The following is a 21,450-nucleotide window of genomic DNA, read 5'->3' on the forward strand; positions in this document are numbered from 1 at the left end:
GCCGCTTGCCGCTTGCCGCTTGCCGCTTGCCGCTTGCCGCTTGCCGCTTGCCGCTGCGGCGCAGCCGCTAAGGCAACGGCGAGAAAGGCGAGCCGCCGTCGGCGGTCTGCAGTTCGATCAGGTAGTTGCGGAAGATCTGCCCCAGCACCTGGGTGGCGATCTCGAGTTCGTCGGCGCGCATCTGGCCGGAGACCATGTCGGCGGTGTCCATCGCCTCGTCCGAGCCGTTCACCGCGGCCATCTTCAGCACGATATAGGCCTGCACGTTGCTGGCCGGCACGCCTTCGCCACGGAAGAACATGTTGCCGAGGCGGAACTGCGCCTGGGCGTTGCCTTTCAGGGAAGCTTGCTCGAACCAGTTGAGCGCCTGGTGCAGGTCGCGGGGGGTGCGCTTGCCGTCGTAGTAGAACTCGCCCAGCTCGTACTGCGCCTCGGTGTCGCCGGCCTTGGCGGCCTGCTGGCAGTTGGAGAGGGCTTCCTGCTGGTCTTCGGGTTGCGTATTCAGGCTGCAGCGCCCGGTGGCCGGGATCAGCAGGGAGTTACCGCCGGCTTCGGCCAGCAGTGGGGAGAGGAGCAACAGGCTGCCCAGGGTCAGGATGCGGCCGGTGCGGTTCATGAAATCACAGCGCCTCGAAAAGCAGTGCGGGCGACGGGCCCGGCCGGCGAAACGCGCCGACCGTCACATTATGAAATAAGCAAGGCGCTTCTTACAAAGTCTTTGCGCGGATTTCCTTGCATCCGGGCGCTGGCCCGTGGGCGCAGCTCCCGGATGCAACGTCCGCGTAAAGCCGGTCAGGCCCTTTTCAGCTCGGCGAACGCGCGCTCGGCGGCGTCCAGGGTGATGGCCAGTTCGGCATTGCCGTGGGCGATGGAGGTGAAACCGGCCTCGAAAGCGCTGGGCGCCAGGTACACGCCACCCTGCAGCATCAGGTGGAAGAAGTGCTTGAAGCGCTCGGCGTCGCTGGCCATCACGTCGTCGAAGGTGACGATGTCGTCGGCGCCGCTGAAGTAGAGGCCGAACATGCCACCCGCCTGGGTGGTGACGAAGGGGATGCCGGCGGCATCGGCGCGTTGTTGCAGGCCGTCGAGCATGCGGCTGGTGTAGTCGCTCAGCTCGGCGTGGAAGCCGGGGCGGCTGATCAGCTTCAGGGTGGTCAGGCCGGCGGCCATGGCCAGCGGATTACCCGAGAGGGTGCCGGCCTGGTAGACCGGGCCCAGCGGGGCGATCTGCGACATGATTTCGCGCTTGCCGCCGAAGCAGCCCACGGGCATGCCGCCACCGACGATCTTGCCGAAGGTGGACAGGTCCGGGGTCACGCCGTAGTGGCCCTGGGCGCCGCCGAGGGCGACGCGGAAGCCGGTCATCACCTCGTCGAAGATCAGCACCACGCCGTGCTGGTCGCACAGGCGGCGCAGGCCTTCGAGGAAGCCCGGGGCCGGGGGAACGCAGTTCATGTTGCCGGCCACCGGCTCGACGATGATGCAGGCCACGTCCTGGCCCACTTCGCCGAGCATCTTCTCGACGGCGTCGATGTCGTTGAAGGGCAGCGTCAGGGTGTGCTTGGCGAAGGCTGCGGGCACGCCGGCGGAGCTCGGCACGCCCTGGGTCAGCAGGCCGGAGCCGGCCTTCACCAGCAGGCTGTCGGAGTGGCCGTGGTAGCAGCCTTCGAACTTGATGATGCTGTCGCGGCCGGTGTAGCCACGGGCCAGGCGGATGGCGCTCATGGTCGCCTCGGTGCCGGAGCTGACCATGCGCACCATCTCCATGGACGGCACCAGGGAGCAGACCAGGTCGGCCATCTCGGTTTCCATGGCGGTCGGGGCGCCGTAGGAGAGGCCGTGCTCCAGCTGGCGGCGCACGGCGTCGAGCACGTCCGGGTGGCTGTGGCCGAGGATCATCGGGCCCCAGGAGCCGACGTAGTCCACGTAGCGCTTGTCGTCCTCGTCCGTTACGTAGGCGCCCGCAGCGTGCTTGAAGAACAGCGGCGTGCCGCCGACGCTCTTGAAGGCGCGGACCGGCGAGTTGACGCCACCGGGGATGTGTTTCTGGGCGTTGGCGAACAGGGTTTCGGAACGGGACATGTCAGGCTCTCTCTGAAAACGGGTGTACGGGGCTCAGGCCGGATCGAACAGGGCGCTGAAGGCACGCGCGCGGCGCTCCACTTCGGCGGGGCTGTCGGCGGCAAACAGGGCGTGGATCACGGCGATCAGGTCGGCGCCACGGGCGATCAGCTCGGGGGCGTTGTCCTGGGTCACGCCGCCGATGGCCACCAGCGGCAGGGCGAAGCGGCGCTTGGCCTCGTCCAGCAGCTCGGGCGTGGCGGCAGGGGCGCCGGGCTTGGTGTTGGAGTTGAAGAAGCGGCCGAAGGCGATGTAGCTGGCGCCTTCGCGCACTGCGGCCTCGGCGAACTCCACGTTGGCGTGGCAGGTGCCGCCGATGATGGCGTTGCGGCCGAGCAGGGCGCGGGCAGCGGCGAGGGAGCCGTCGCCCTGGCCCAGGTGCACGCCAACGCTCAGGCGTGCGGCCAGTTCGGCATCGTCATTGATGATCAGCTGCGCGCCGTGGCGCGCGCACAACTCGCGCAGGGCGTCGGCTTCGCGCAGGCGGCGGGCGTCGTCACCGGACTTGTCGCGGTACTGCAACAGTCGGGCGCCGCCCTTGAGCGCCGCCTCGACGTAGGGCAGCAGGCGGCCGTCGGCGAGCAGGGCGCTGTCGGTGATGGCATAGAGGCCGCGCAGCTTCATGAGCAGAAGTCCAGGGGCAGGCGGCGCGGCACGAACTGACCCTGGCCGGGCTGCTCGGCGTCACGCAGGGTGCGCCAGGTGTAATCGAGGGCGGTTTCCACGGCGCTGACCAGGTCCTGGCCGAGGGCCAGGCGGCCGGCGAGGGTGCTGGCCAGGGTGCAGCCGGAGCCGTGATAGCTGCCCGGCAGGCGTTGGCAGGTGAAGGTGTGCTGGCTGCCATCGCGGGAATAAAGGCGGTTGTGCACTTCGGTCTCGTCGCCATGGCCGCCGGTGATCAGCAGGTGGCGGACGAACGGCAGCAGCTTCTCGGCGCACTGGTCGGCGGTGCCTTCGGGCAGTTCGGCGAGGATGCGTGCTTCCGGCAGGTTAGGGGTGGCCAGGGTGGCGACCGGCAGCAGGCGCTCGCGCATGGCGAAGCCGACTTCGTCCTTGCCCAGGGCACCACCGCCGCCCGCGCGCAGCACCGGGTCGCAGACCAGCGGCACGCCCGGCAGGGACTGCATGATTTCCAGGACCGTCTCGACCATTTCCACCGAGCCGAGCATGCCCAGCTTGATGGCCGAAACCGGCAGGTCGGCGATCACCGCATGGGCCTGGGCCAGCACCCACTCGCGGTCGAGCACGCGGAAGTCGGAAACGTTGACGGTGTCCTGCACGGTGAGGGCGGTCACGGCAGGGGCGGCATGGCAACCCTGGGCGATCAGGGCTTCGATGTCCGCCTGAAGACCGGCGCCGCCACTGGGGTCGTGGCCGGAAAGACAGAGGACGATGGGGCGGGAGATGGGCTTTTTCATGGTGCGCGAGCTTATCACTTTTCCAGCGCCCGGAGCCCGGCTGGCCCGTGCGCATTGTCGGACAAAAGGCCTCTGCGACAACCTGCCCCAGGGTGGCGCAGGAACACGCCGTTGCGTCTTCCTGCGGTATGCCTTGAAAGTGCCGTTCTAGAGCGGCTGGTGGCTTATGGCGATGTGCCTCTTCGTGCGGCCTTCGGCTGTGCTAAAGTGAGCGAATTCGAACAACCAGGCCCCGTGTGGCGCGTCAGCAGGGGAAGAAGGGACTTCCCGACGCGCACAACAGGCCTTTGCGGGGCCTCATGCGGCGCGTCCTTCTGCTTCTTCTCCTTCTGGTTTCCACGTCCGTGCTGGCGGTCGAATTCGACGAGCAGACCCGCCAGCTGCCCCTCGGGCGGCACATGGACGTATTCGAGGACGTACGCGGCGACGCCAGCCTGGCCGATATCACCTCTCCCGCCCTGGAAAGCAGCTTCCGCCGCCACGACAAGCCCGTGCTCAACGCCGGCTACTCGCGCTCGGTGTTCTGGCTGCGGGTGGACCTCGACTACCGCCCGCGCACGCTGGGCGGCCAGCAGCCCTGGTTGCTGGAACTCGCCTACCCGCCGCTGGATCACCTCGAGCTCTACCTGCCCGACAGCCTGGGCGGCTACCGTCTGGCCCAGCGCACCGGCGACGCCTTGCCCTTCTCCAGCCGTGAGATCAAGCAGAACAACTACCTGTTCAGCCTCAACCTGCAGCCCAACCAGCCCCAGCGCCTCTACCTGAGGCTGCAGAGCCAGGGCTCGATCCAGGCGCCGTTGGCCCTGTGGTCGCCGCAGGCCTACCTGGAGGAGCAGCCCGGGCGCATCTACGTGCTCGGCATCATCTACGGCGTGCTGCTGGTGATGCTGATCTACAACCTGTTCATCTTCCTCAGCGTCCGCGACACCAGCTACCTCTACTACATCCTCTATATCGCCTCGTTCGGGCTCTACCAGATCTCGGTGAACGGTGCCGGCATCGAATTCTTCTGGCCCGACAGCCCCTGGTGGGCCAACGCCGCGACGCCCTTCCTGATCGGCTCGGCCTCACTGTTCGGCAGCCAGTTCGCCCGCAGCTTCCTGCACACCGCCGAACACAGCCCGTGGATGGACCGCACCCTGCTCGGGCTGATGGCCATGGGTGGCCTGGTGATGGTGCTGTCGCTGGCCGCCAGCTACGGCGTGGCCCTGCGTCTGGCCACCTCCCTGGCACTGATCTTCACGGTGGTGATCTTCACCGCCGGCGTTCTCGCCTGGCTGCGGGGCATGCGGGTGGCGCGCTACTTCATCTTCGCCTGGACCACCTTCCTCATCGGCGGCGCCATCAACACCCTGATGGTGCTGGGCTACCTGCCCAACGTCTTCCTCACCATGTACGCCAGCCAGATCGGCTCCGCGCTGGAGGTCGGGCTGCTGTCCCTGGCCCTGGCCGACCGCATCAACGCCATGAAGGAAGAGCGCACGCGCATCCTCCAGGAAGCCGGGCGCAAGCTGGAGACGCTCAACCAGGAACTGGCCAACAGCAACCGCCTGAAGGACGAATTCCTCGCCACCGTCACCCACGAGCTGCGCACCCCGATGAACGGCGTGATCGGCTCCCTGGAGCTGATGCAGACGGTCAAGCTCGACGTCGAGCTGGAGCAGTACCAGAAGACCGCCGCCAGCTCGGCGCGGGACATGATGCGCCTGGTCAACGACATTCTCGCCATGACCGAACTCCAGGCCGGCAAGCTCTACCCCCGGCGCGAGCCCTTCAGCCTGCGCGGCCTGTTCGACAGCCTGCGCGCCCAGTACGCCCCGCGTGCCGAAGACAAGGGCCTGCGCTTCTCCCTGGAACTGGATGAAAGCCTGCCCGACATGCTCGAAGGCGACGCCGGCAAGCTCTCCCAGTCCCTCGGCTACCTGCTGGACAACGCCATCAAGTTCACCCCCCGGGGCAGTGTCACCCTGCGTGTGTTGCGCCTGGAGTCCAGCGGCGATGACCTGGGCCTGCGCGTGGAAGTGGAAGACACCGGCATCGGCTTCCAGACCCCGGCGGATGGCTCGCTCTACCGCCGCTTCCGCCAGATCGACGGCTCCATGACCCGCGAATACGGCGGCCTGGGCATCGGCCTGGCCCTGGCGCGGCAGCTGGTGGAGCTGCTGGGTGGCGACCTCACCCATGAATCCGAGCCCGGCCAGGGCAGCTGCTTCCGTCTCGACGTGCAGCTGACCCGGCCCGCCCAGCCGCAGCTGCCGGCCACGCCCCCGCGCCGCGCCGCCGGCCAGGCCCAGCGTCGGCCCGAGCAATGCACCGTGCTGGTGGTGGAAGACAACGCCATCAACCAGTTGGTGACCCGCGGCATGCTGCTCAAGCTCGGCTACCGCGTGCGCACCGCCGACAACGGTGCCGAGGCCCTGGAGCTGCTGCGTCGCGAGTCGGTGGACGGCGTCCTGATGGACTGCCAGATGCCGGTGATGGACGGCTTCGCCACCTGCCGTGCCTTGCGCGGCATGCCCACCTATGCCGACCTGCCGGTGCTGGCGATCACCGCCCACAGCCACAGTGGCGACCGCGAGCGCTGCCTGGCGGCGGGCATGAGCGACTACCTGGCCAAGCCGGTCAAGTTCGAAGAGTTGCGCACCCTGCTGCACGACTGGCTGCTATGCCGGCCGGTGGAAACCAGCGCCTGAATAGCCCCGGCAGGCGGCGTTTTTCCCCTTTTCGACGGCGTTAATCCCGCTTTCTGCAAAGTCTGAATCCTGATTCACTGAGAAAAGATGAATCAGGATTCAGACCATGTCCTACCGAGTCACCGCCACCCGAATCGACCGTGACCAGGAACTGCGCCGGCGTATTCTCGATTGCGCCCTGGCCCGCGTTGCCGAGGGCGGTTTCGCCGCACTCACCATGCAGGCCCTGGCCGAGGACGCCGGCGTCGCCACCGGCAGCCTGTACCGGCACTTCCGCAACAAGGGCGAGCTCGCGGCCGAAGTCTTCGCCCGCGCCAGCCAGGTGGAAGTGGACACCCTGGCCCAGTTGTTGCGCGGCCCAGGCACCCCCACCTGGCGCCTGGCCGAAGGCCTGAACCAGTTCGCCGCCCGCGCCTGGAGCAGCCGCCGGCTGGCCTTCGCCCTCATCGCCGAACCGGTGGACCAGGAAGTGGACGAACAGCGCCTGCTCTATCGCGAGTCCTACGCCGAGCTGTTCATCGAGCTGCTGGAGGAAGGGCGCGCCAGCGGCGAATTCGACCTCCTCTCCACGCCCCTCACCGCCGCCTGCCTGGTGGGGGCCATCGCCGAAGCCCTGGTCGGCCCGCTGTCGCCGCCCGCCCGTGCCGCCCGCGAGCCCGGGCAATCCCAGGCCGACCTCGAACTGGTCAGCCGCAACCTCGTTTTCTTCTGCCTGCGCGCCGTTGGCGCCGCCACCCCTGCCTAGGAGAACCGCCATGAACCTGCATCAGTTCGCCGAGACCCATGACGTGCTCAATCAGGTGCCGTCCCTGGACGGCGCCAACCTCTACCGCGTCGACCTGCCCCTGCAGGAATGGACCCGCCGCTACGACGGCGGCTGGGCCGAGGCGCAGCTCGACCGCTACGGTGCTGCGGCCGGCGGCGCGCTGATGGCGGCGGGTTTCCTGGCCAACGAGAACAAGCCGGTATTCAAGAGCCATGACCGCTACGGCAACCGCGTCGACCTGGTGGAGTTCCACCCCGCCTACCACGAGCTGATGGCCTCGGCCATCGCCGCCGGCATCCCCTCGCTGCCCTGGACCGACCCGCGCCCCGGCGCCCAGGTGGCGCGTGCGGCCCTCAACTACCTGCACAACCAGCCGGAAGCCGGCAACGCCTGCCCGCTGACCATGACCTACGCCAGCGTCCCGGCCCTCAAGCTGCAGCCGGATATCGCCGAGAAGTGGCTGCCGAAGATCCTCTCCACCCAGTACGACCCGCGCAACCTGCCCATGGAGCAGAAGAGCGGCGTCACCATCGGCATGGCGATGACCGAGAAGCAGGGCGGCACCGACGTGCGCGCCAACACCACCCGCGCTCATCCCGTCGGCATACCCGGTCCGGGCCAGGCCTACGAGCTGGTCGGCCACAAGTGGTTCTGCTCGGCGCCCATGTGCGATGCCTTCCTCACCCTGGCTTACACCGACAAGGGCCTGTCCTGCTTCCTGCTGCCGCGCCACCGCCCGGACGGCACCCGCAACCAGTTCTACATCCAGCGCCTGAAGAACAAGCTGGGCAACTGGGCCAACGCCTCCAGCGAGGTGGAATACCGTGGCGCCCTGGCCTGGATGATCGGTGAGGAAGGGCGCGGCGTGCCCACCATCATCGAGATGGTCTCCCTGACCCGCTTCGACTGCATGATCGGCTCCAGCTCGCTGATGCGTCAGGCGCTGACCCAGGCCGCGCACCACTGCGCCCACCGCAAGGTCGGCGGGCGCGTGCTGGCCGACCAGCCGCTGATGCAGAATGTGCTGGCCGACCTGGCCCTGGAAAGCGAAGCCGCGCTGGCCCTGACCATGCGCATGGGCCGCGCCCTGGACCATGCCCACGACGAGCAGGAAGACAAGTTCGCCCGCCTGGTCACAGCCGTGGGCAAGTACTGGATCTGCAAACGCGCCCCCGCGATGATCAACGAGGCCCAGGAATGCATGGGCGGCGCCGGCTACGTCGAGGAAACCATCCTCCCGCGCCTCTACCGCGAAGCGCCGGTCAACTCCATCTGGGAAGGCTCCGGCAACGTCCAGTGCCTGGACGTGCTGCGCGCCCTGTCCAAGGAGCCCGGCGTGCTCGACGCCCTGTTCGCCGAACTGGGCGATGGCCACGGCGACGCCCGCCTGGCCGCCCACATCGGCAACCTCAAGGCCGCCTTCCACGACACCGCCGACATCCAGTACCGCGCCCGCCAGCTCACCGAAGATGTTGCCGTGGGCCTGCAGGCCAAGCTGCTGCTGGAAGCCGGCAACGCCACCGTCTCCGACGCCTTCATCGCCAGCCGCCTCGGCCACGGCGGCCGCGTCTACGGCACCCTGCCGCGCGGCGCGGATGTCGAAGCTCTGGTGGCGCGCAGCACGCCGCACCTCGTTTGAGGGGCGGCCGCTCGGGCTTGATGGCTGGGGCGGTGGGGCGGGTTAACGGCCTGTGGTGCCAGGAGGCGGGTCGCGACGGGCGTCCGTGCAGGGGAAGCCATAGCGCAGCAACGTGGCGTCGGCTGTCAGCAGCAGGGCGCCCATCTCGATTGCCTGGCAGTACTGGATGCGGTCGAAGGGGTCGCTATGGATGGCCGGCAGCCGGGCTATGCCCAACGCGTGTGCTGCGCTGATGGGGACTTCGTGATAACCGGCGTCGCGTAACGCCCGGGCCAGTGTCTCGACCGAGACCTTCAAACCCATGCGCTGCGGTGTTTTGATGGCGATTTCCCAGAGCACCGCTGCGCTGTAATAGCGTTCGTTCTCCGGGTTCAGGAGCATATCCCGCACGTGGGGTCGCAACCTCGGGTCGTCGGTCAGCGCCCAGATGACGACGTGGGTATCGAGCAGCAGATGCATCATTCCCGCCCGCTGAACAGCGCGGCGACTTCCTCGTCCAGCGCTTCGGAGGCTTCCAGGTCGAGCGTGCCCATGCCCGCGAGGGCGCCGATTATCGGGGCTGGTTGCGCGTCGAGCGGTACGAGCTTGGCCATGGGCTTGCCCGCCTTGGCGATGATGATGGTCTCGCCACTAGCCGCGAGTTCCACCAGGCGGCTCAGGTGGGTCTTGGCATCGTGGATGTTGTGGGTCTGCATGACGACCTCCTGGATGGGGTGCGCCTCAGCTTAGTCCGCTGGTTGGTCCGTTCATAGCCCGGGAAGCCCGCCTCGGGTTTGGGCATCGACCGTTCGCTGCTTTCAACGCCGCTGCCAGATCATCTTCCCGCCCGTGCCCTCGGTGACCAGGTAGGGGTCGCTGAAGCGGTAACGGGCGGCGGGCTGGTAGTCGGCGGCGCCTTGCTGGCGCACCAGCAGCACGCCGTTATCGCTGCGCCATTGGCCGCTGTATTGGAGCTGGCCGGGGCTGTCGTAGCTCCAGTCGCCGCCACCGCCGGCGGAGCGGGTCCATTGCGCCACGCTGCCATCGGCGCCGAGGCGCAGGGTCATCAGGGTGTTGAAGGAGGCGAAGCCGGTGCCGCCGCTGCTGTTGATGATCTTCTCGTGCACCCAGTTGCCCACCAGGGCCGGGTCCAGGCCGCCGCCCGTGCTTTGGGGCTGTGCCTGTGCGCTCGCCTGGCCGGCGCGCAGGAACAGCGCCTGGCGTTCCAGCACCTGGCCGTTGCGCGGGTCCCGGGCGGCGATGCGGGTGGCGAGTTGGGCGTCGGCGTAGCTGGCGGCGAGGGTGGCGACCACCTGGCCGGATTGCGGCACGCTGATCTCCGCCCGCAGCACCTGGCCGTCGAAGCTGCCCTTGAGGTCGAGGCGCAGGCTGCCGTTCTCGATGTACTGGCCACTCACCGCCTGGCCGTCCTGGCGCAGCACCAGTTCGGTGGGCTGGCCGTCGAGGTTGGCCTGGTAGCGGCCGTCGAGTTCGCCGGCCAGCAGGGAGCAGCAGTAGAGGGCGGGTAGCAGGCAGAGAAGGCGGGCCATGGCGGAGGACTCGTCGTTGGGGTCGCCCAAGCCTAGCCGCAGGGCGTGCAGGCTGCCATTGCCGGGACAATCGTCGCGCAATGCACCGAAGGCTCTATGCCGCGGGCCCGGACAGCGGCAAGATAGAACCTGTTCGCACAGACAGGATGCCGATCGTGACCCAGGATACCCCCGAGTTTCTCATCGCCAGCACCGCCGAAGAGGCGGTCGACCGTCTGGCCGAGCTGCATGGCCGCGCCACCTCTGCGTTGAGCCAGGCCCTCAAGCTCTACCTCAAGGAACGGGTCGAGCCGGATGCCGACCAGCGCGCGCTGTTCCGCTACCCGGAGTTGCGCATCACCTACCGCTGCCAGGGCGAGGTGCCGTCCACCGTCCGCGCCTACGCCAAGATCCAGGTGCCCGGCACCTACGCCGTCACCGTCACCCACCCCGCGGCCTTCCGCAAATACCTGCTGGAGCAACTGCGCCCGCTGATGAGCGACTTCACCGTGCAGGTGGAGGTGGGCGTGAGCCAGCAGAACATCCCCTATCCCTATGTGGTCGAGCAGGGCGATGAGCTGGCCGGCACCGACGTGACCGCTGCCGCCCTGGCGCGGGTGTTCCCCAGCACCGACCTGTCCGCCGCCACCGATGGCGTCGCCGACGGGCTCTGCGACTGGGAGCAGGCCGACCCGCTGCCCCTGGCGCTGTTCGACGCCGCGCGGGTGGATTTCTCCCTGCGTCGCCTGGTGCACTACACCGGCAGCGACTGGCGCCATGTGCAGCCCTGGATCCTGCTGACCAACTACCACCGCTACGTCGACCAGTTCATCCAGCACGGCCTCACCCAGCTGCGCGAAGACCCGCGCTTCGTGCGCATGGTCCTGCCCGGCAACGTGCTGGTGGAACGGGACATGAATGAGGAGACCATGCAGGCGGTGATCGACAGCGTGGTCTGGCACCGCTACCAGATGCCGGCCTATCACCTGATCGCTGCCGACGGCCATGGCGTCACCCTGGTCAACATCGGCGTCGGCCCGTCCAACGCCAAGAACATCACCGACCACCTGGCGGTGCTGCGCCCTCACTGCTGGCTGATGATCGGCCACTGCGGCGGGCTCCGGCAGTCGCAGACCATCGGCGACTACGTGCTGGCCCACGCCTACATGCGCCGTGACGGCATCCTCGACCGGGTGCTGCCGCCGCACATTCCGCTGCCGGCCCTGGCCGAAGTGCAGCAGGCCCTGCAGGACGCGGCGGCGCTGGTTACCGGCGAACACGGCGAAGACCTCAAGCGGCGCCTGCGCACCGGCACCGTGCTCACCTACGACGACCGCAACTGGGAGCTGCGCTGGGCCCAGGAGCGCCCGCTGATCAACCTCTCGCGGGCGGTGGCGGTGGACATGGAAAGCGGCACCATCGCCGCCCAGGGCTATCGCCTGCGGGTGCCCTACGGCACGTTGCTGTGCGTCTCCGACAAGCCCCTGCACAGCGAGATCAAGCTGCCGGGCTCGGCCAGCGCCTTCTACCAGCGCGCCGTCAGCCAGCACCTGCGCATCGGCATCGCCGCGCTGGACCTGCTGCGCACCCAGCTCAACTCGCTGCACTCGCGCAAGCTGCGCAGCTTCGACGAGCCGCCGTTCCGTTGATCGTCCGTTGATGAAGAGAAGGGCCGCTTGATGCGGCCCTTTTTCTTGTGGGGCTGAACGATCGTACGTCCTTTGGTGAGCTGCTCGGCAGCCGTGCACTCGGGTTTCGATTTAAGCTGCGGCCTTCAAGGACGAACGAGGTGACATCGATGGAGCAGGCCCGCCACTTACTCACGGCATTCTGGGAGCCGTTCAGCTTCCTGAACCTTTTCGCCTGGATCAGCGGCGCGCTGCTGTTAGGCACGATCGCCGGCCTGGTGCTGGCCATCCAGTTGCACCGTGGCGGTTGGCTGGCCCGCAGCAAGCGCTGGCATCACTGGACGCTCAAGCTGTATTTCCTGCTGCTGCCGCTGGCCGGAGGTGTGCTGGGATTCCAGGGCGGGATGCTGTACAGCGGACAGCAACAGATCAACCGGCACCTGGACAGCTACGCGCCGGCCGTGCAGCGGCTGGCCGATGACACCTGGCAGGACTTCCAGGCTTATGTCCAGGCTCAGGACGAGCAGCGACTGCAGGCCTTGCGCGGCGCCAGCGTGCAAGCGGCGCTCAATCAACTGGCGCTGGATTACCTGCGCGGCGAGCGGCAGCAGGAGGCCGACGCGCGAGCCGAGGCGTCGCTGGCCGAGCGCGTGGCCTTCGACCTGCTCGATCGTCTGCGAGCGAGCCTGCTTGGCAAGGCCTTGGGCGAGGTGGCGGTGAGCGAGGCGGCGAGCTACAGCGGGCTCAACAAGAAGGTGCTGGCCGGGGTGCTCGATGCGCGGGTGGAGCAACTGTTCCAGGCCGAGTTCCTGCTGGACCTGCTGAAGCGCCAGGTCGGCCATGTGTTCAAGCCGTTTTACATCGCGCTGCTGCTGCAGCTCGGCCTGCTCCTGGTTTTAATCGCCGGGGAGTGGGGTGTTTCACGCTGGCTCCGCCAGATCCCGTCCGCCGCCCTGGCGGAGCCGGTCGCACTGGCCTGAGGCTGGGGGCTCCGTAACCAAGCGGGCCGCGTGATGCGGCCCGTTTGGTTACGGGCGGTGGCTCAGTTGCCGCTGGCCTCGGCGAGGCCGGTTGCGACGTCGCGGTCCAGGGCGGGCACCTGCCACTGGTAGCCCGGCGTCGGCACGCGGAAGTTGTCGGCCGCCACGTTCCAGTCCGCCAGCGCCTTGGCCAGGTCCTTGGGCGGGGTGTACTGGCCTTCGTCGGTGAGGTTGAAGGTGCCGAAGTGGATGGCCAGGCTGTTGCGCGAATCCAGCTGCTTGTGGGCCTGCACGGCATCGTCCGGGTTCATGTGGTTGTCGCGCATGAACCAGCGTGGCGCATAGGCGCCGATGGGCAGGGCGGCGAAGCGCATGGGCCCGAAGCGCTCGTGGATCAGGCGGAACTCCGGCCCCAGCCCGGTATCGCCGGGGAACAGCAGCGGGCCGTCCGGCGAGGTGACCACGAAGCCCATCCATAGGGTCTGATTGGTGTCGCTGCGGGTGCGCGCCGACCAGTGCTGCACCGGCACCGAGTGCAGGGTGAGCTCGTCGTTCAGCGGCAGTTCCTGCCACCAGTCCAGCTCCACCACGCGGGCGAAACCGGTCTCACGGATCAGCGGGCCGTTGCCCAGCCCGGTGGCGACCGTGGCCAGGGGGAAGCGCTCGGCCAGGCCGCGCAGGCTTTCCAGGTCCAGGTGGTCGTAATGGTTGTGGCTGACCAGGATCAGGTCGATGGGCGGCAGCTGGTTGAGGCTCAGGCCCGGCTGCTGGTGGCGGCGCGGGCCGATGAAGCTGAAGGGGCTGGCGCGCTGGGACCACACCGGGTCGGTAACGATGTTCAGCCCGCGGTGCTGGATCAGCACGGTGGCGTGGTTGATGTAGGTGATGCGCAGCTCGTCGCCCTGCACCCGCTCGACGACCTCGGGCGCGGCGACGGCGGGCTCTTCCACCCAGGGCGCCTGCTTCTCGCGGTTGAACTGCCACTTCAGCACCGACCACAGGTCCTTGTGCGGCTTGGGCTCGATATTGTGGAAACGCTGGCCGTCGAAATGGTCCGAGGCCGGCCCCTGGTAGGGCGTGCCCGCGCAGCCGGCCAGGGTCATCAGGCTGATCAGCCAGGTGGGGCGTAACGCACGGGGCATGGTGGTCCTCGCTCTTGCGGTGGTGGGGCGCTCAACCTAGCATGCGCTTCCGATACCCTGTCCACTGCCGCTCGTAACCAGCCATGTCGTCCCGCCCGCCGCGCTCTCCACGTCCCTCTTCCCGCCGCCCCCAGCCCGCCGCTCCCCGCCGCGTGGCCAAGGCGCCGCCGACCGAGCCGCGCCTGGTGCTGTTCAACAAGCCGTTCGACGTGCTCACCCAGTTCAGCGATGGGGAAGGGCGCGCCACCCTCAAGGACTTCATCGACATCCCCGGCATCTACCCCGCCGGGCGTCTCGACCGTGACAGCGAGGGCCTGCTGCTGTTGACCAATGACGGCCGCTTGCAGTCGCGCATCGCCGATCCCAAGCACAAGCTGGCCAAGACCTACTGGGTGCAGGTGGAAGGGGAGCCCAACGAAGAACAGCTGCAGCGCCTGCGGGACGGCGTCGAACTCAACGACGGCCCGACCCTGCCGGCCGAGGCGCGCCTGCTGGAGGCGCCGCAACTGTGGGAGCGCGACCCGCCGGTGCGCTTCCGCAAGAGCGTACCCACGGCCTGGCTGGAACTGGTGATCCGTGAGGGGCGCAACCGTCAGGTGCGGCGCATGACGGCCGCCGTCGGCCTGCCGACCCTGCGCCTGGTGCGCGTGCGCATCGGCCCCTTCGCCCTGGATGGGCTGGGTCTGGGGCAATGGAGGGAAGTGCCGGCGCGTCTGGATTGAGCGCCGGCGGCTGGATCAGTAGAAGGACTTGATCACTTCGATGCCCTTGTTCAGCACCTCGCGCCAGGCGGCGCGCACCTCGGTGCTGTGTTCCTTGTCGTGCTCGGCGATGGTCAGCAGCAGCGACTCCATCCACAGGTCGTACATCTCGGGGCGGATGTCGAAGCCCTCGCGGGAGTGGGTGGCGCCGAGTGCACGCAACTTGGTATCGGGCATGCCGCGGGCGAACATCACCAGGTTGAGGATGCCCTGGCGCAGCAGCGCCTTTTGCGCGGGCATGTCGGTGTCGACGAACTTGGCGCGGATCTGCGGCGAGCTGTCGAGAAAGCGGCGATAGAAGGCATCGAAGAAATCGGGGTTGGCACAGCAGCGTCCATAGCTCTGCATGACGCGATCAGTTGCGTTCATGTTGTCTCCAGGCAGAAAAAACGAAGCCGCCCGCGCAGGCGACCTTGCCGGCACGGGTAGCACGGGGGAGGTTTTTTACATGCCTTCGAGGCCGCCGATCACCAGGGACTTGATGACGAAGCCGAGTACGCCGAGACCCAGGGCGAGGAACAGAATGAAGGTGCCGAAGCGACCGGCCTTGGACTTCTTCGCGAGGTCCCAGACGATGAACGCCATGAACAGCACGAGACCGGCGATCATCGCGGTCATCATCCACTCTTCGAATTTCTCGGGGCTCATTCTCAACCTCTAGCAGCGAAACGAATCAGACCCGGCGCGGGAATGCGCCGGGCAGTGATGCCGTGAGGGCGGGGGCTGCGGTTGTTGTTCTGCGAGCCTGGGGCTCTTATTGGCGAAACCACGCGGGGCACAGCAAAGGCGCGGCGATTATACGCCGCGCTCCGGTGCTCGCCAGTACCACCTACGTATTAGCCGCGCAGGTGGGTCAGCGGCAGCTCCGTGGTGCTCAGCACCTGGTTGAGCACGAAGCTCGAACGCACGCTGGTCACGCCCTCGATGCGGGTCAACTGGCCCAGCAGGAACTGCTGGTAGTGGTCCATGTCCGGCACCACCACCTTGAGCTGGTAGTCCGCCTCCATGCCCGTCACCAGGCAGCACTCCAGCACCTCCGGGCACTGGCCGATCACCGACTGGAAGTGCTCGAAGCGCTCCGGGGTGTGGCGGTCCATGCCGATCAGCACATAGGCGGTCAGGCTCAGCCCCAGCTTCTTGCGGTCGAGCAGCGCCACCTGGCGCACGATGTAGCCGTCATCTTCCAGCTGCTTCACCCGCCGCGAGCAGGGCGAGGGCGACAGGCCGATGCGCTCGGCCAGCTCCTGGTTGGAGATGCGCGCATCGCGCTGCAGTTCGGCGAGGATCTTCAGGTCGTAGCGGTCAAGTTTTTCCATCTTTGCACCCGGATTCCATATGGATTGCCAGAAATAATGCGCGATTAGTGAAAAATTGCGCAAGTTGCAATCTACAGAGCAATCTTTGCAATCATCTGTCGCGCTTGGCAGCTTAAGATTCTTCTCAGTTTCACGGCCCGGACAGCATGTCCACCCGACCCGCCCAATCAGGCGCGTCGGCGCCGCCGAACCCACCGGTTCGAGTCGGCCCCCGGGTCCGCGCTGCCCAATCAGGCAGGCGATGAAAGCGGCGACACAATTGCCAGCACAGGACAGATTCCCCAAAGGGGGGCCCGAAATAGGGGCCCCCCTTTTTTATTGCCCGCGAGAAAAACCCGTGATGCACGGGTTTGATTCGTAGGATGGGTAGAGCGAAGCGAAACCCATGCTGATGCGCATGCCCATGATGGGTTCCGCCACGCTCGCGGAACGCCGTCTGGCCCATCCTGCGGTAGCTGTGGATATCTCAGACCAGATTGGCCAGGCGCAGCAGCCACCAGGCCAGCACCGCCAGCTGCACGAAGAAGCCGGCGAAGCGCAGCCAGACGAACAGCGCGCTGGTGCTGATCAGGTGCATCAGGCTCTGGAAGATGCGCGCGCCCAGCAGCACCAGGGCCAGCGGGTCGGTTATGGCGGTTTGCGCGGTGACCAGGGCGAACAGCAGCACCGCCGCCTGCATCGGCAGGTTTTCCAGGCAGTTGGCGTGGGCACGCACCAGGCGCTGGCCGAGCGCACCGGGCGTGTTGCTGCCATCGGGGGCGAAGGCGTTGACCTTCATCCGCCCGCCGAGCACCAGCAGGCCGCGCTGATTCACCAGCAAAAAGACCAGCAGCAGGCTCCAGGCGATCAGGCCGAGCAACGCGATGGCAGTGGGGGATTGCGACATGGGAAAGGCTCCTCGAATTGTTGTTGTGGGATGACGCGTGGCGAATATAGAGCAATTGCTCTAAATCTGCGAAGCCAACCAACAATGGGGAGGAATACCGGGAGGGCGGTTTAGCTGCGTGCGACCTGGACCACCTCGATGGGGTCGGCGTGCACCAGCACCTCGGCCCGAGGGTAGGCCGCGATGATCGCCTGCTCCACCCGCACGCACAGCGCATGGGCCTGGGACAGCGGCAACTCGCCCGGCAGCTCCAGGTGCAGTTGCACATACCAGTGGCTGCCGGAAATGCGCGTGCGCAGGTCATGGGCGCCCAGCACCCCGGGCACCGCGCAGGCGAGCTGGTGCATGCGCTCACCCACTTCCGCGGAGACTTCCTCGTCCATCAGCACTGCCACCGATTCCCGGGCGATGCTGATGGCGCTCCAGAGGATGTAGGCGGCGATGCCCAGGCCGAAGAAGCCGTCTACCCGGTCCCAGCCCTGGCTGGCCAGCGCCAGGGCGATGAGGATGCTGGTGTTGAGCAGCAGGTCCGAGCGGTAGTGCAGGGAATCGGCTCGCACCGCGGTGGAGTGGGTGACCTGCACCACATGGCGTTGGAAGGCCAGCAGGGCGAGGGTCAGCACCAGGGACAGCACCATCACCGCGATGCCCAGGCCCTGGCTGCCCAGGGGCTCCGGCTCGCGCAGGTGCTCGACCGCCTGCACGCCCACCAGCACGGCGCTGGCGGCGATGAACATGGCCTGGGCCAGCCCGGCGAGGGATTCCGCCTTGCCGTGGCCGAAGCGATGGTCATCGTCCGCCGGCTTCAGGGCGAAACGCACGGCCAGCAGGTTGAGCAGGGAGGCGGCGCTGTCCAGCAGCGAGTCGGTCAGGCCCGCCAGCAGGCTGACCGAGCCGCTCAACCACCAGGCGACGGCCTTGGCCAGCACCAGGGTCAGGGCGACGCACAGCGAGGCACTGGTGGCCAGGCGCAACAGGCGCGCGTGCTGCGCTGAAGTGCTCATGAACGGCTGGGCTGGTAGTAGATGAAATCCAGCGGCGGGCTTTCCAGGCCCATCGCCGTCATCGCTGCGGTCACCTGGCCCCGGTGGTGGGTGCCGTGGTTCACCAGGTGGGTGATGATTTCCGCATGGGGGCGGCGGAAGGGCTCGCCCTTCATGTTCTGGTACTCCAGGGGCGCGGCCAGGGCGTCGTCGTCCTGGCCGGCCAGCCAGGCACGCCACAGGCCGATGCCTTCGGCCAGCACGGCGGCCAGGGCGGCGCGGTCCGGCGCGGCCTCGGCGTCCAGCCGCTCGAAGGGGCGGGGCAGGTGCAGCAGGCGGGAGAACCAGATGCGGTCCACCACGGCCAGGTGGTTCAGGGTGCCGTGGATTGAGCCGAAGAACAGGCCGCGATCGGCCCGGTAGCGGGTGTCGTCGAGGGGCGCGAGGCTCGCCAGCAATTGCCGGTAGGCCCAGCCGTGGTAGGCCAGGAGTCTGTCGAAATGGCTGGCGAGCGCACGCATCAGGCGGCCGGTTTCAGGCCATAGGCGGCCAGTTGCTCGAGGCTGCCGCTGTGCTGGATCAGGCGCGGGTCGTCCAGCGGCAGGTTGCGGCCGGTTTCACGCTCGATGATCGCCTTGAGGCGGGCGTTGTCGATCTTGCCGTCGGTGCCGATGGCGTCTTTCAGCAGCGCCGGGTCGACCTGGGCGGTCTCGTTGTCCGGCAGGTAGATGGCACCGGTGGCGAAGTCGACGCCGAAGGCGATCAGGCCGGGGATCACATAGAAGAGGATGCCGACGGCGTTGAGGGCGGCGACCACGGGGTCGATCTTGCCTTCGATCTGGCCACGGCGGTCAGGGAAGAACAGCGTGCCGCAAGCGGTCAGCTGGGTCAGCAGGGCGGCGGCGACGGCACCACCGATCAAACGGGAAGACATGCGCATATGCGGCTCCAGGCGAGAAAGTGGCGTCACTATACCAAGGCGTTCATTGCAAAACGCACGGCAGTGTTGAGACCACACGAAAGGGCTGGCAGTTCGCCGCTATAATCGCCACCCCGCGTTGGAGCCCCCATGAATCCGCTACCCATCGATGCCGTCCTGCCCGCCCTGCGCGAGGCCCTTGCGCAGCGCCACGAAGCGGTGCTCGAAGCGCCCCCCGGCGCCGGCAAGACCACCCGCGTCCCCCTGGCGCTGCTGGGCGAACCCTGGCTCGCCGGGCAGTCCATCCTCATGCTCGAACCCCGTCGCCTGGCCGCCCGGGCCGCCGCCGAGCGCCTGGCCGACGAGCTGGGCGAAAAGGTCGGCGAGACCGTGGGCTACCGCATCCGCCTGGAGTCGAAGGTCGGCCCGCGCACGCGCATCGAAGTGGTCACCGAAGGCATCCTCGCCCGTCGTTTGCAGGACGATCCGGCGCTGGAAGGCGTCGGCCTGGTGATCTTCGACGAATTCCATGAACGCAGCCTCGACGCCGACCTGGCCCTGGCGCTGACCCTCAACGGTCGCGCGCTGCTGCGTGACGAGCCGCCGCTGAAGGTGCTGCTGATGTCCGCCACCCTGGAGGGCGAGCGCCTTTCCAGCCTGCTGGACGCGGCGCCCGCGGTGCGCAGCGAGGGGCGCATGTTCCCTGTGGATATCCACTGGGGGCGGCCCTTCCAGGCTGGCGAATACATCGAGCCGCGGGTGCTGCAGACGGTGCTCCTGGCCCTGGCCGACCAGCCGGGCAGCATCCTCGTGTTCCTCCCCGGCCAGGCCGAGATCCGCCGCGTCGCCGAGCAGCTCGGCGAACAGCTGCAGGGGCGCAGCGACGTCCTGCTCTGCCCGCTGCACGGCGAGCTCGACCTGGCCGCCCAGCGCGCCGCCATCGAGCCCGCGCCGGCCGGCAAGCGCAAGGTGGTGCTGGCCACCAATATTGCCGAAACCAGCCTGACCATCGACGGCGTGCGCGTGGTGGTGGACGCCGGCCTGGAGCGGGTGCCCTGTTTCGACCCGGCCAGTGGCATGACCCGCCTCGACACCCAGCGCATCTCCCGCGCCTCTGCCACCCAGCGTGCCGGCCGCGCCGGGCGCCTGGAGCCGGGCGCCTGCTACCGCCTCTGGTCCGAGGCCCAGCACCAGCAGCTGGCCGCCCACGGCAGTGCTGAAATCCTCCAGGCCGACCTCGCCGGCCTGGCCCTGCAACTGGCGCGCTGGGGCGTGGAGCCCGGCGAACTGGCCTGGCTCGACCCGCCGCCCGCCGCCGCCCACGGCCAGGCCCGTGACCTGCTGCGCCGCCTGGGCGCCCTGGCCCCGCGCGACAGCGGCGGCCTGACGCTCACCGCCCACGGCCAGGCCATGGCCGAGCTGCCGGCGCACCCGCGCATCGCCCACCTGTTGCTGCGCGGGCAGGCGCTGGGGCTCGGCAGCCTGGCCTGCGACCTCGCTGCGCTGCTGGGCGAGCGCGACATCCTCCGGGGTGGCGGCGCCGACCTGCACAGCCGCATCGCCCTGCTCACCGGCGAGGCAGGCGCCGCCCGTGGCGCCAAGGGCGGCGTGCAGCGTGCCCGCCAACTGGCCCGACAGTTCCGCTCCTACCTGCGTGGCACCGCCAGCGAAGCCGTGGCCGACCCGGACCACCCGCGCTGGCTCGGCTGCCTGCTGGCCTTCGCCTACCCCGACCGCATCGCCCAGCAACGCCGTCCCGGTGGCGCCGAATACCGCCTGGCCAACGGCCGTGCCGCGCTGTTCGCCGAGCCCGATGCGCTGATGAAGGAGCCCTGGTTGGTAATCGCCGACCTGGGCAGCCGCCAGGGCCAGCGCGAGGAGCGCATCTACCTCGCCACCGACCTCGACCCGACGCTGTTCGAAGGCCCCCTGGCCGAACAGGTCAGCGCCCAGGAGCTGCTGGATTGGGACGAGCGCGAAGGCGTGCTGCGGGCCGAACGCCAGCGGCGCATCGGCGAGCTGGTGCTGGATCGCGAACCCCTGGCCAGCCTGGACGAAGCCGCGCGCACCCGCGCCCTGGTGGGGTTGGTGCGGCGCAAGGGCCTGGAGCTGTTGAGCTGGACGCCGGACCTGCGCCAGTGGCAGGCCCGCGTGGCGCTGCTGCGGCGTCTCGACCTGGCCCGTCAGGGCAGCAGCGACTGGCCGGACCTCTCCGATGCCGCGCTGCTCGATTCCCTGGAAGACTGGCTCGCACCCTGGCTGGGCAAGGTCAGCCGTCTCAGCCACTTCTCCGCCCTGGAGCTGCCGGGCATCCTCGCCGGCCTGCTGCCCTGGCCGCTGCCCCAGCGCCTCGACGAGCTGGCGCCGCGCGCGATCACCGTGCCGTCCGGCTCGGCCATCCGCCTCGACTACAGCGAAGACACCCCCGTGCTCGCGGTGCGCCTGCAGGAGCTGTTCGGCCTGGCCGACACGCCGCGCATCGCCGAGGGCCGCCAGGTGGTCAAGCTGCACCTGCTGTCTCCCGCGCGCCGCCCGGTGCAGGTCACCCAGGACCTGGCCAGCTTCTGGGCCAACACCTATATCGAGGTGAAGAAGGACCTCAAGGGCCGCTACCCGAAGCACTACTGGCCGGACGACCCGCTGATCGCCGAGCCCACTGCCCGGGCCAAGCCGCGCAAGTGAGGGGGTGG

General features: G+C 68.3%; 22 protein-coding genes. 7 read left to right on the forward strand and 15 right to left on the reverse strand.

The features are described 5' to 3' along the window. Nucleotides 1–67: 67 nt before the first annotated feature. From OEJ36_RS29645 to OEJ36_RS29660, 4 genes are all read right to left on the reverse strand, one after another. Nucleotides 68–616 carry a tetratricopeptide repeat protein gene (locus OEJ36_RS29645; RefSeq protein ID WP_263404550.1) on the reverse strand — a complete coding sequence of 183 codons (549 nt, stop codon included), beginning with the start codon at nucleotides 614–616 and terminating at the stop codon, nucleotides 68–70. A 176-nt stretch (nucleotides 617–792) separates the two neighbouring features. Further along, nucleotides 793–2,082, reverse strand: a complete 1,290-nt coding sequence (gene hemL / locus OEJ36_RS29650) for a glutamate-1-semialdehyde 2,1-aminomutase (protein ID WP_263404551.1) — start codon at nucleotides 2,080–2,082, stop codon at nucleotides 793–795. 33 nt (nucleotides 2,083–2,115) lie between these two features. Continuing rightward, nucleotides 2,116–2,745 carry a thiamine phosphate synthase gene (gene thiE / locus OEJ36_RS29655; RefSeq protein WP_263404552.1) on the reverse strand — a complete coding sequence of 210 codons (630 nt, stop codon included), beginning with the start codon at nucleotides 2,743–2,745 and terminating at the stop codon, nucleotides 2,116–2,118. Further along, nucleotides 2,742–3,539, reverse strand: a complete 798-nt coding sequence (locus OEJ36_RS29660; protein WP_263404553.1) for a hydroxymethylpyrimidine/phosphomethylpyrimidine kinase — start codon at nucleotides 3,537–3,539, stop codon at nucleotides 2,742–2,744. The genes thiE and OEJ36_RS29660 overlap by 4 nt, the downstream gene beginning before the upstream one ends. Nucleotides 3,540–3,838: 299 nt before the next feature. Between OEJ36_RS29660 and OEJ36_RS29665 the strand changes: the two genes are divergently transcribed. The 3 genes from OEJ36_RS29665 to OEJ36_RS29675 all read left to right on the forward strand — a co-directional run bounded on the left by OEJ36_RS29665 (nucleotide 3,839) and on the right by OEJ36_RS29675 (nucleotide 8,637). Continuing rightward, entirely contained in the window at nucleotides 3,839–6,232 is a 2,394-nt protein-coding gene (locus OEJ36_RS29665; protein ID WP_263404554.1) for a hybrid sensor histidine kinase/response regulator, read from the forward strand. A gap of 106 nt (nucleotides 6,233–6,338) precedes the next feature. After that, complete coding sequence (locus OEJ36_RS29670; RefSeq protein ID WP_263404555.1) at nucleotides 6,339–6,977, forward strand: TetR/AcrR family transcriptional regulator; 639 nt, start codon at nucleotides 6,339–6,341, stop codon at nucleotides 6,975–6,977. Between the two features lie 10 nt (nucleotides 6,978–6,987). Then, nucleotides 6,988–8,637, forward strand: a complete 1,650-nt coding sequence (locus tag OEJ36_RS29675) for an acyl-CoA dehydrogenase family protein (RefSeq protein WP_263404556.1) — start codon at nucleotides 6,988–6,990, stop codon at nucleotides 8,635–8,637. A 42-nt stretch (nucleotides 8,638–8,679) separates the two neighbouring features. Here the strand turns inward: OEJ36_RS29675 and OEJ36_RS29680 are convergent, their stop codons facing one another. The 3 genes from OEJ36_RS29680 to OEJ36_RS29690 all read right to left on the reverse strand — a co-directional run bounded on the left by OEJ36_RS29680 (nucleotide 8,680) and on the right by OEJ36_RS29690 (nucleotide 10,166). Continuing rightward, a complete protein-coding gene (locus tag OEJ36_RS29680; protein WP_263404557.1) occupies nucleotides 8,680–9,096 on the reverse strand; it encodes a type II toxin-antitoxin system VapC family toxin in 417 nt (138 codons plus the stop codon). Continuing rightward, nucleotides 9,096–9,332 (reverse strand): type II toxin-antitoxin system Phd/YefM family antitoxin, encoded by a 237-nt coding sequence (locus OEJ36_RS29685; protein ID WP_263404558.1) that lies wholly within the window; start codon nucleotides 9,330–9,332, stop codon nucleotides 9,096–9,098. Before OEJ36_RS29685 ends, OEJ36_RS29680 begins: the two co-directional genes overlap by 1 nt. Nucleotides 9,333–9,434: 102 nt before the next feature. Next, nucleotides 9,435–10,166 carry a hypothetical protein gene (locus OEJ36_RS29690; protein WP_263404559.1) on the reverse strand — a complete coding sequence of 244 codons (732 nt, stop codon included), beginning with the start codon at nucleotides 10,164–10,166 and terminating at the stop codon, nucleotides 9,435–9,437. A gap of 146 nt (nucleotides 10,167–10,312) precedes the next feature. Between OEJ36_RS29690 and amn the strand changes: the two genes are divergently transcribed. Both amn and OEJ36_RS29700 read left to right on the forward strand, forming a co-directional pair. Next, nucleotides 10,313–11,794: an AMP nucleosidase gene (gene amn / locus OEJ36_RS29695; RefSeq protein WP_263404560.1), complete on the forward strand. Its 1,482-nt coding sequence runs from the start codon at nucleotides 10,313–10,315 to the stop codon at nucleotides 11,792–11,794. A gap of 149 nt (nucleotides 11,795–11,943) precedes the next feature. After that, a complete protein-coding gene (locus OEJ36_RS29700) occupies nucleotides 11,944–12,753 on the forward strand; it encodes a hypothetical protein (RefSeq protein ID WP_184489648.1) in 810 nt (269 codons plus the stop codon). A 62-nt stretch (nucleotides 12,754–12,815) separates the two neighbouring features. Here the strand turns inward: OEJ36_RS29700 and OEJ36_RS29705 are convergent, their stop codons facing one another. Further along, nucleotides 12,816–13,895: an MBL fold metallo-hydrolase gene (locus OEJ36_RS29705; protein ID WP_263404561.1), complete on the reverse strand. Its 1,080-nt coding sequence runs from the start codon at nucleotides 13,893–13,895 to the stop codon at nucleotides 12,816–12,818. Between the two features lie 152 nt (nucleotides 13,896–14,047). Here OEJ36_RS29705 and OEJ36_RS29710 point away from each other — a divergent pair, with 152 nt between their 5' ends. Then, complete coding sequence (locus tag OEJ36_RS29710) at nucleotides 14,048–14,617, forward strand: pseudouridine synthase (RefSeq protein WP_263404575.1); 570 nt, start codon at nucleotides 14,048–14,050, stop codon at nucleotides 14,615–14,617. A gap of 15 nt (nucleotides 14,618–14,632) precedes the next feature. On the opposite strand, the gene OEJ36_RS29715 is transcribed toward OEJ36_RS29710, so the two are convergent. From OEJ36_RS29715 to OEJ36_RS29745, 7 genes are all read right to left on the reverse strand, one after another. Next, a complete protein-coding gene (locus OEJ36_RS29715; RefSeq protein ID WP_263404562.1) occupies nucleotides 14,633–15,025 on the reverse strand; it encodes a globin in 393 nt (130 codons plus the stop codon). Between the two features lie 75 nt (nucleotides 15,026–15,100). Next, entirely contained in the window at nucleotides 15,101–15,304 is a 204-nt protein-coding gene (locus tag OEJ36_RS29720; protein WP_021221994.1) for a DUF2788 domain-containing protein, read from the reverse strand. Nucleotides 15,305–15,492: 188 nt separating this feature from the next. Next, complete coding sequence (locus tag OEJ36_RS29725) at nucleotides 15,493–15,972, reverse strand: Lrp/AsnC family transcriptional regulator (protein ID WP_021221993.1); 480 nt, start codon at nucleotides 15,970–15,972, stop codon at nucleotides 15,493–15,495. 466 nt (nucleotides 15,973–16,438) lie between these two features. Then, nucleotides 16,439–16,858 (reverse strand): MAPEG family protein, encoded by a 420-nt coding sequence (locus OEJ36_RS29730; RefSeq protein WP_263404563.1) that lies wholly within the window; start codon nucleotides 16,856–16,858, stop codon nucleotides 16,439–16,441. Between the two features lie 110 nt (nucleotides 16,859–16,968). Beyond that, nucleotides 16,969–17,862, reverse strand: a complete 894-nt coding sequence (locus OEJ36_RS29735; protein ID WP_263404564.1) for a cation diffusion facilitator family transporter — start codon at nucleotides 17,860–17,862, stop codon at nucleotides 16,969–16,971. Then, nucleotides 17,859–18,362, reverse strand: a complete 504-nt coding sequence (locus OEJ36_RS29740; RefSeq protein ID WP_263404565.1) for a DinB family protein — start codon at nucleotides 18,360–18,362, stop codon at nucleotides 17,859–17,861. The genes OEJ36_RS29735 and OEJ36_RS29740 overlap by 4 nt, the downstream gene beginning before the upstream one ends. Continuing rightward, nucleotides 18,362–18,781, reverse strand: a complete 420-nt coding sequence (locus tag OEJ36_RS29745; protein WP_184489652.1) for a polyribonucleotide nucleotidyltransferase — start codon at nucleotides 18,779–18,781, stop codon at nucleotides 18,362–18,364. Before OEJ36_RS29745 ends, OEJ36_RS29740 begins: the two co-directional genes overlap by 1 nt. A gap of 129 nt (nucleotides 18,782–18,910) precedes the next feature. Here OEJ36_RS29745 and hrpB point away from each other — a divergent pair, with 129 nt between their 5' ends. Next, the gene (gene hrpB / locus OEJ36_RS29750; protein ID WP_263404566.1) at nucleotides 18,911–21,442 is read left to right on the forward strand and encodes an ATP-dependent helicase HrpB; all 2,532 of its coding nucleotides are present in this window, start codon (nucleotides 18,911–18,913) and stop codon (nucleotides 21,440–21,442) included. Nucleotides 21,443–21,450 lie beyond the last annotated feature (8 nt).

The organism is Pseudomonas sp. PDM13 (genome assembly GCF_025685765.1).
GTDB classification, from domain to species: domain Bacteria; phylum Pseudomonadota; class Gammaproteobacteria; order Pseudomonadales; family Pseudomonadaceae; genus Metapseudomonas; species Metapseudomonas solani.

Coding starts and splice junctions, on each gene's coding strand:
- OEJ36_RS29680 (WP_263404557.1), bottom strand. CDS start 9,096: ATGCATCTGCTGCTCGATACCCACGTCGTCATCTGGGCGCTGACCGAC.
- OEJ36_RS29725 (WP_021221993.1), bottom strand. CDS start 15,972: ATGGAAAAACTTGACCGCTACGACCTGAAGATCCTCGCCGAACTGCAG.
- OEJ36_RS29715 (WP_263404562.1), bottom strand. CDS start 15,025: ATGAACGCAACTGATCGCGTCATGCAGAGCTATGGACGCTGCTGTGCC.
- hrpB (WP_263404566.1), top strand. CDS start 18,911: ATGAATCCGCTACCCATCGATGCCGTCCTGCCCGCCCTGCGCGAGGCC.
- OEJ36_RS29690 (WP_263404559.1), bottom strand. CDS start 10,166: ATGGCCCGCCTTCTCTGCCTGCTACCCGCCCTCTACTGCTGCTCCCTG.
- OEJ36_RS29745 (WP_184489652.1), bottom strand. CDS start 18,781: ATGCGCATGTCTTCCCGTTTGATCGGTGGTGCCGTCGCCGCCGCCCTG.
- OEJ36_RS29700 (WP_184489648.1), top strand. CDS start 11,944: ATGGAGCAGGCCCGCCACTTACTCACGGCATTCTGGGAGCCGTTCAGC.
- OEJ36_RS29665 (WP_263404554.1), top strand. CDS start 3,839: ATGCGGCGCGTCCTTCTGCTTCTTCTCCTTCTGGTTTCCACGTCCGTG.
- OEJ36_RS29735 (WP_263404564.1), bottom strand. CDS start 17,862: ATGAGCACTTCAGCGCAGCACGCGCGCCTGTTGCGCCTGGCCACCAGT.
- OEJ36_RS29705 (WP_263404561.1), bottom strand. CDS start 13,895: ATGCCCCGTGCGTTACGCCCCACCTGGCTGATCAGCCTGATGACCCTG.
- OEJ36_RS29660 (WP_263404553.1), bottom strand. CDS start 3,539: ATGAAAAAGCCCATCTCCCGCCCCATCGTCCTCTGTCTTTCCGGCCAC.
- OEJ36_RS29670 (WP_263404555.1), top strand. CDS start 6,339: ATGTCCTACCGAGTCACCGCCACCCGAATCGACCGTGACCAGGAACTG.
- OEJ36_RS29685 (WP_263404558.1), bottom strand. CDS start 9,332: ATGCAGACCCACAACATCCACGATGCCAAGACCCACCTGAGCCGCCTG.
- OEJ36_RS29720 (WP_021221994.1), bottom strand. CDS start 15,304: ATGAGCCCCGAGAAATTCGAAGAGTGGATGATGACCGCGATGATCGCC.
- OEJ36_RS29675 (WP_263404556.1), top strand. CDS start 6,988: ATGAACCTGCATCAGTTCGCCGAGACCCATGACGTGCTCAATCAGGTG.
- hemL (WP_263404551.1), bottom strand. CDS start 2,082: ATGTCCCGTTCCGAAACCCTGTTCGCCAACGCCCAGAAACACATCCCC.
- OEJ36_RS29740 (WP_263404565.1), bottom strand. CDS start 18,362: ATGCGTGCGCTCGCCAGCCATTTCGACAGACTCCTGGCCTACCACGGC.
- OEJ36_RS29645 (WP_263404550.1), bottom strand. CDS start 616: ATGAACCGCACCGGCCGCATCCTGACCCTGGGCAGCCTGTTGCTCCTC.
- thiE (WP_263404552.1), bottom strand. CDS start 2,745: ATGAAGCTGCGCGGCCTCTATGCCATCACCGACAGCGCCCTGCTCGCC.
- amn (WP_263404560.1), top strand. CDS start 10,313: ATGCCGATCGTGACCCAGGATACCCCCGAGTTTCTCATCGCCAGCACC.
- OEJ36_RS29730 (WP_263404563.1), bottom strand. CDS start 16,858: ATGTCGCAATCCCCCACTGCCATCGCGTTGCTCGGCCTGATCGCCTGG.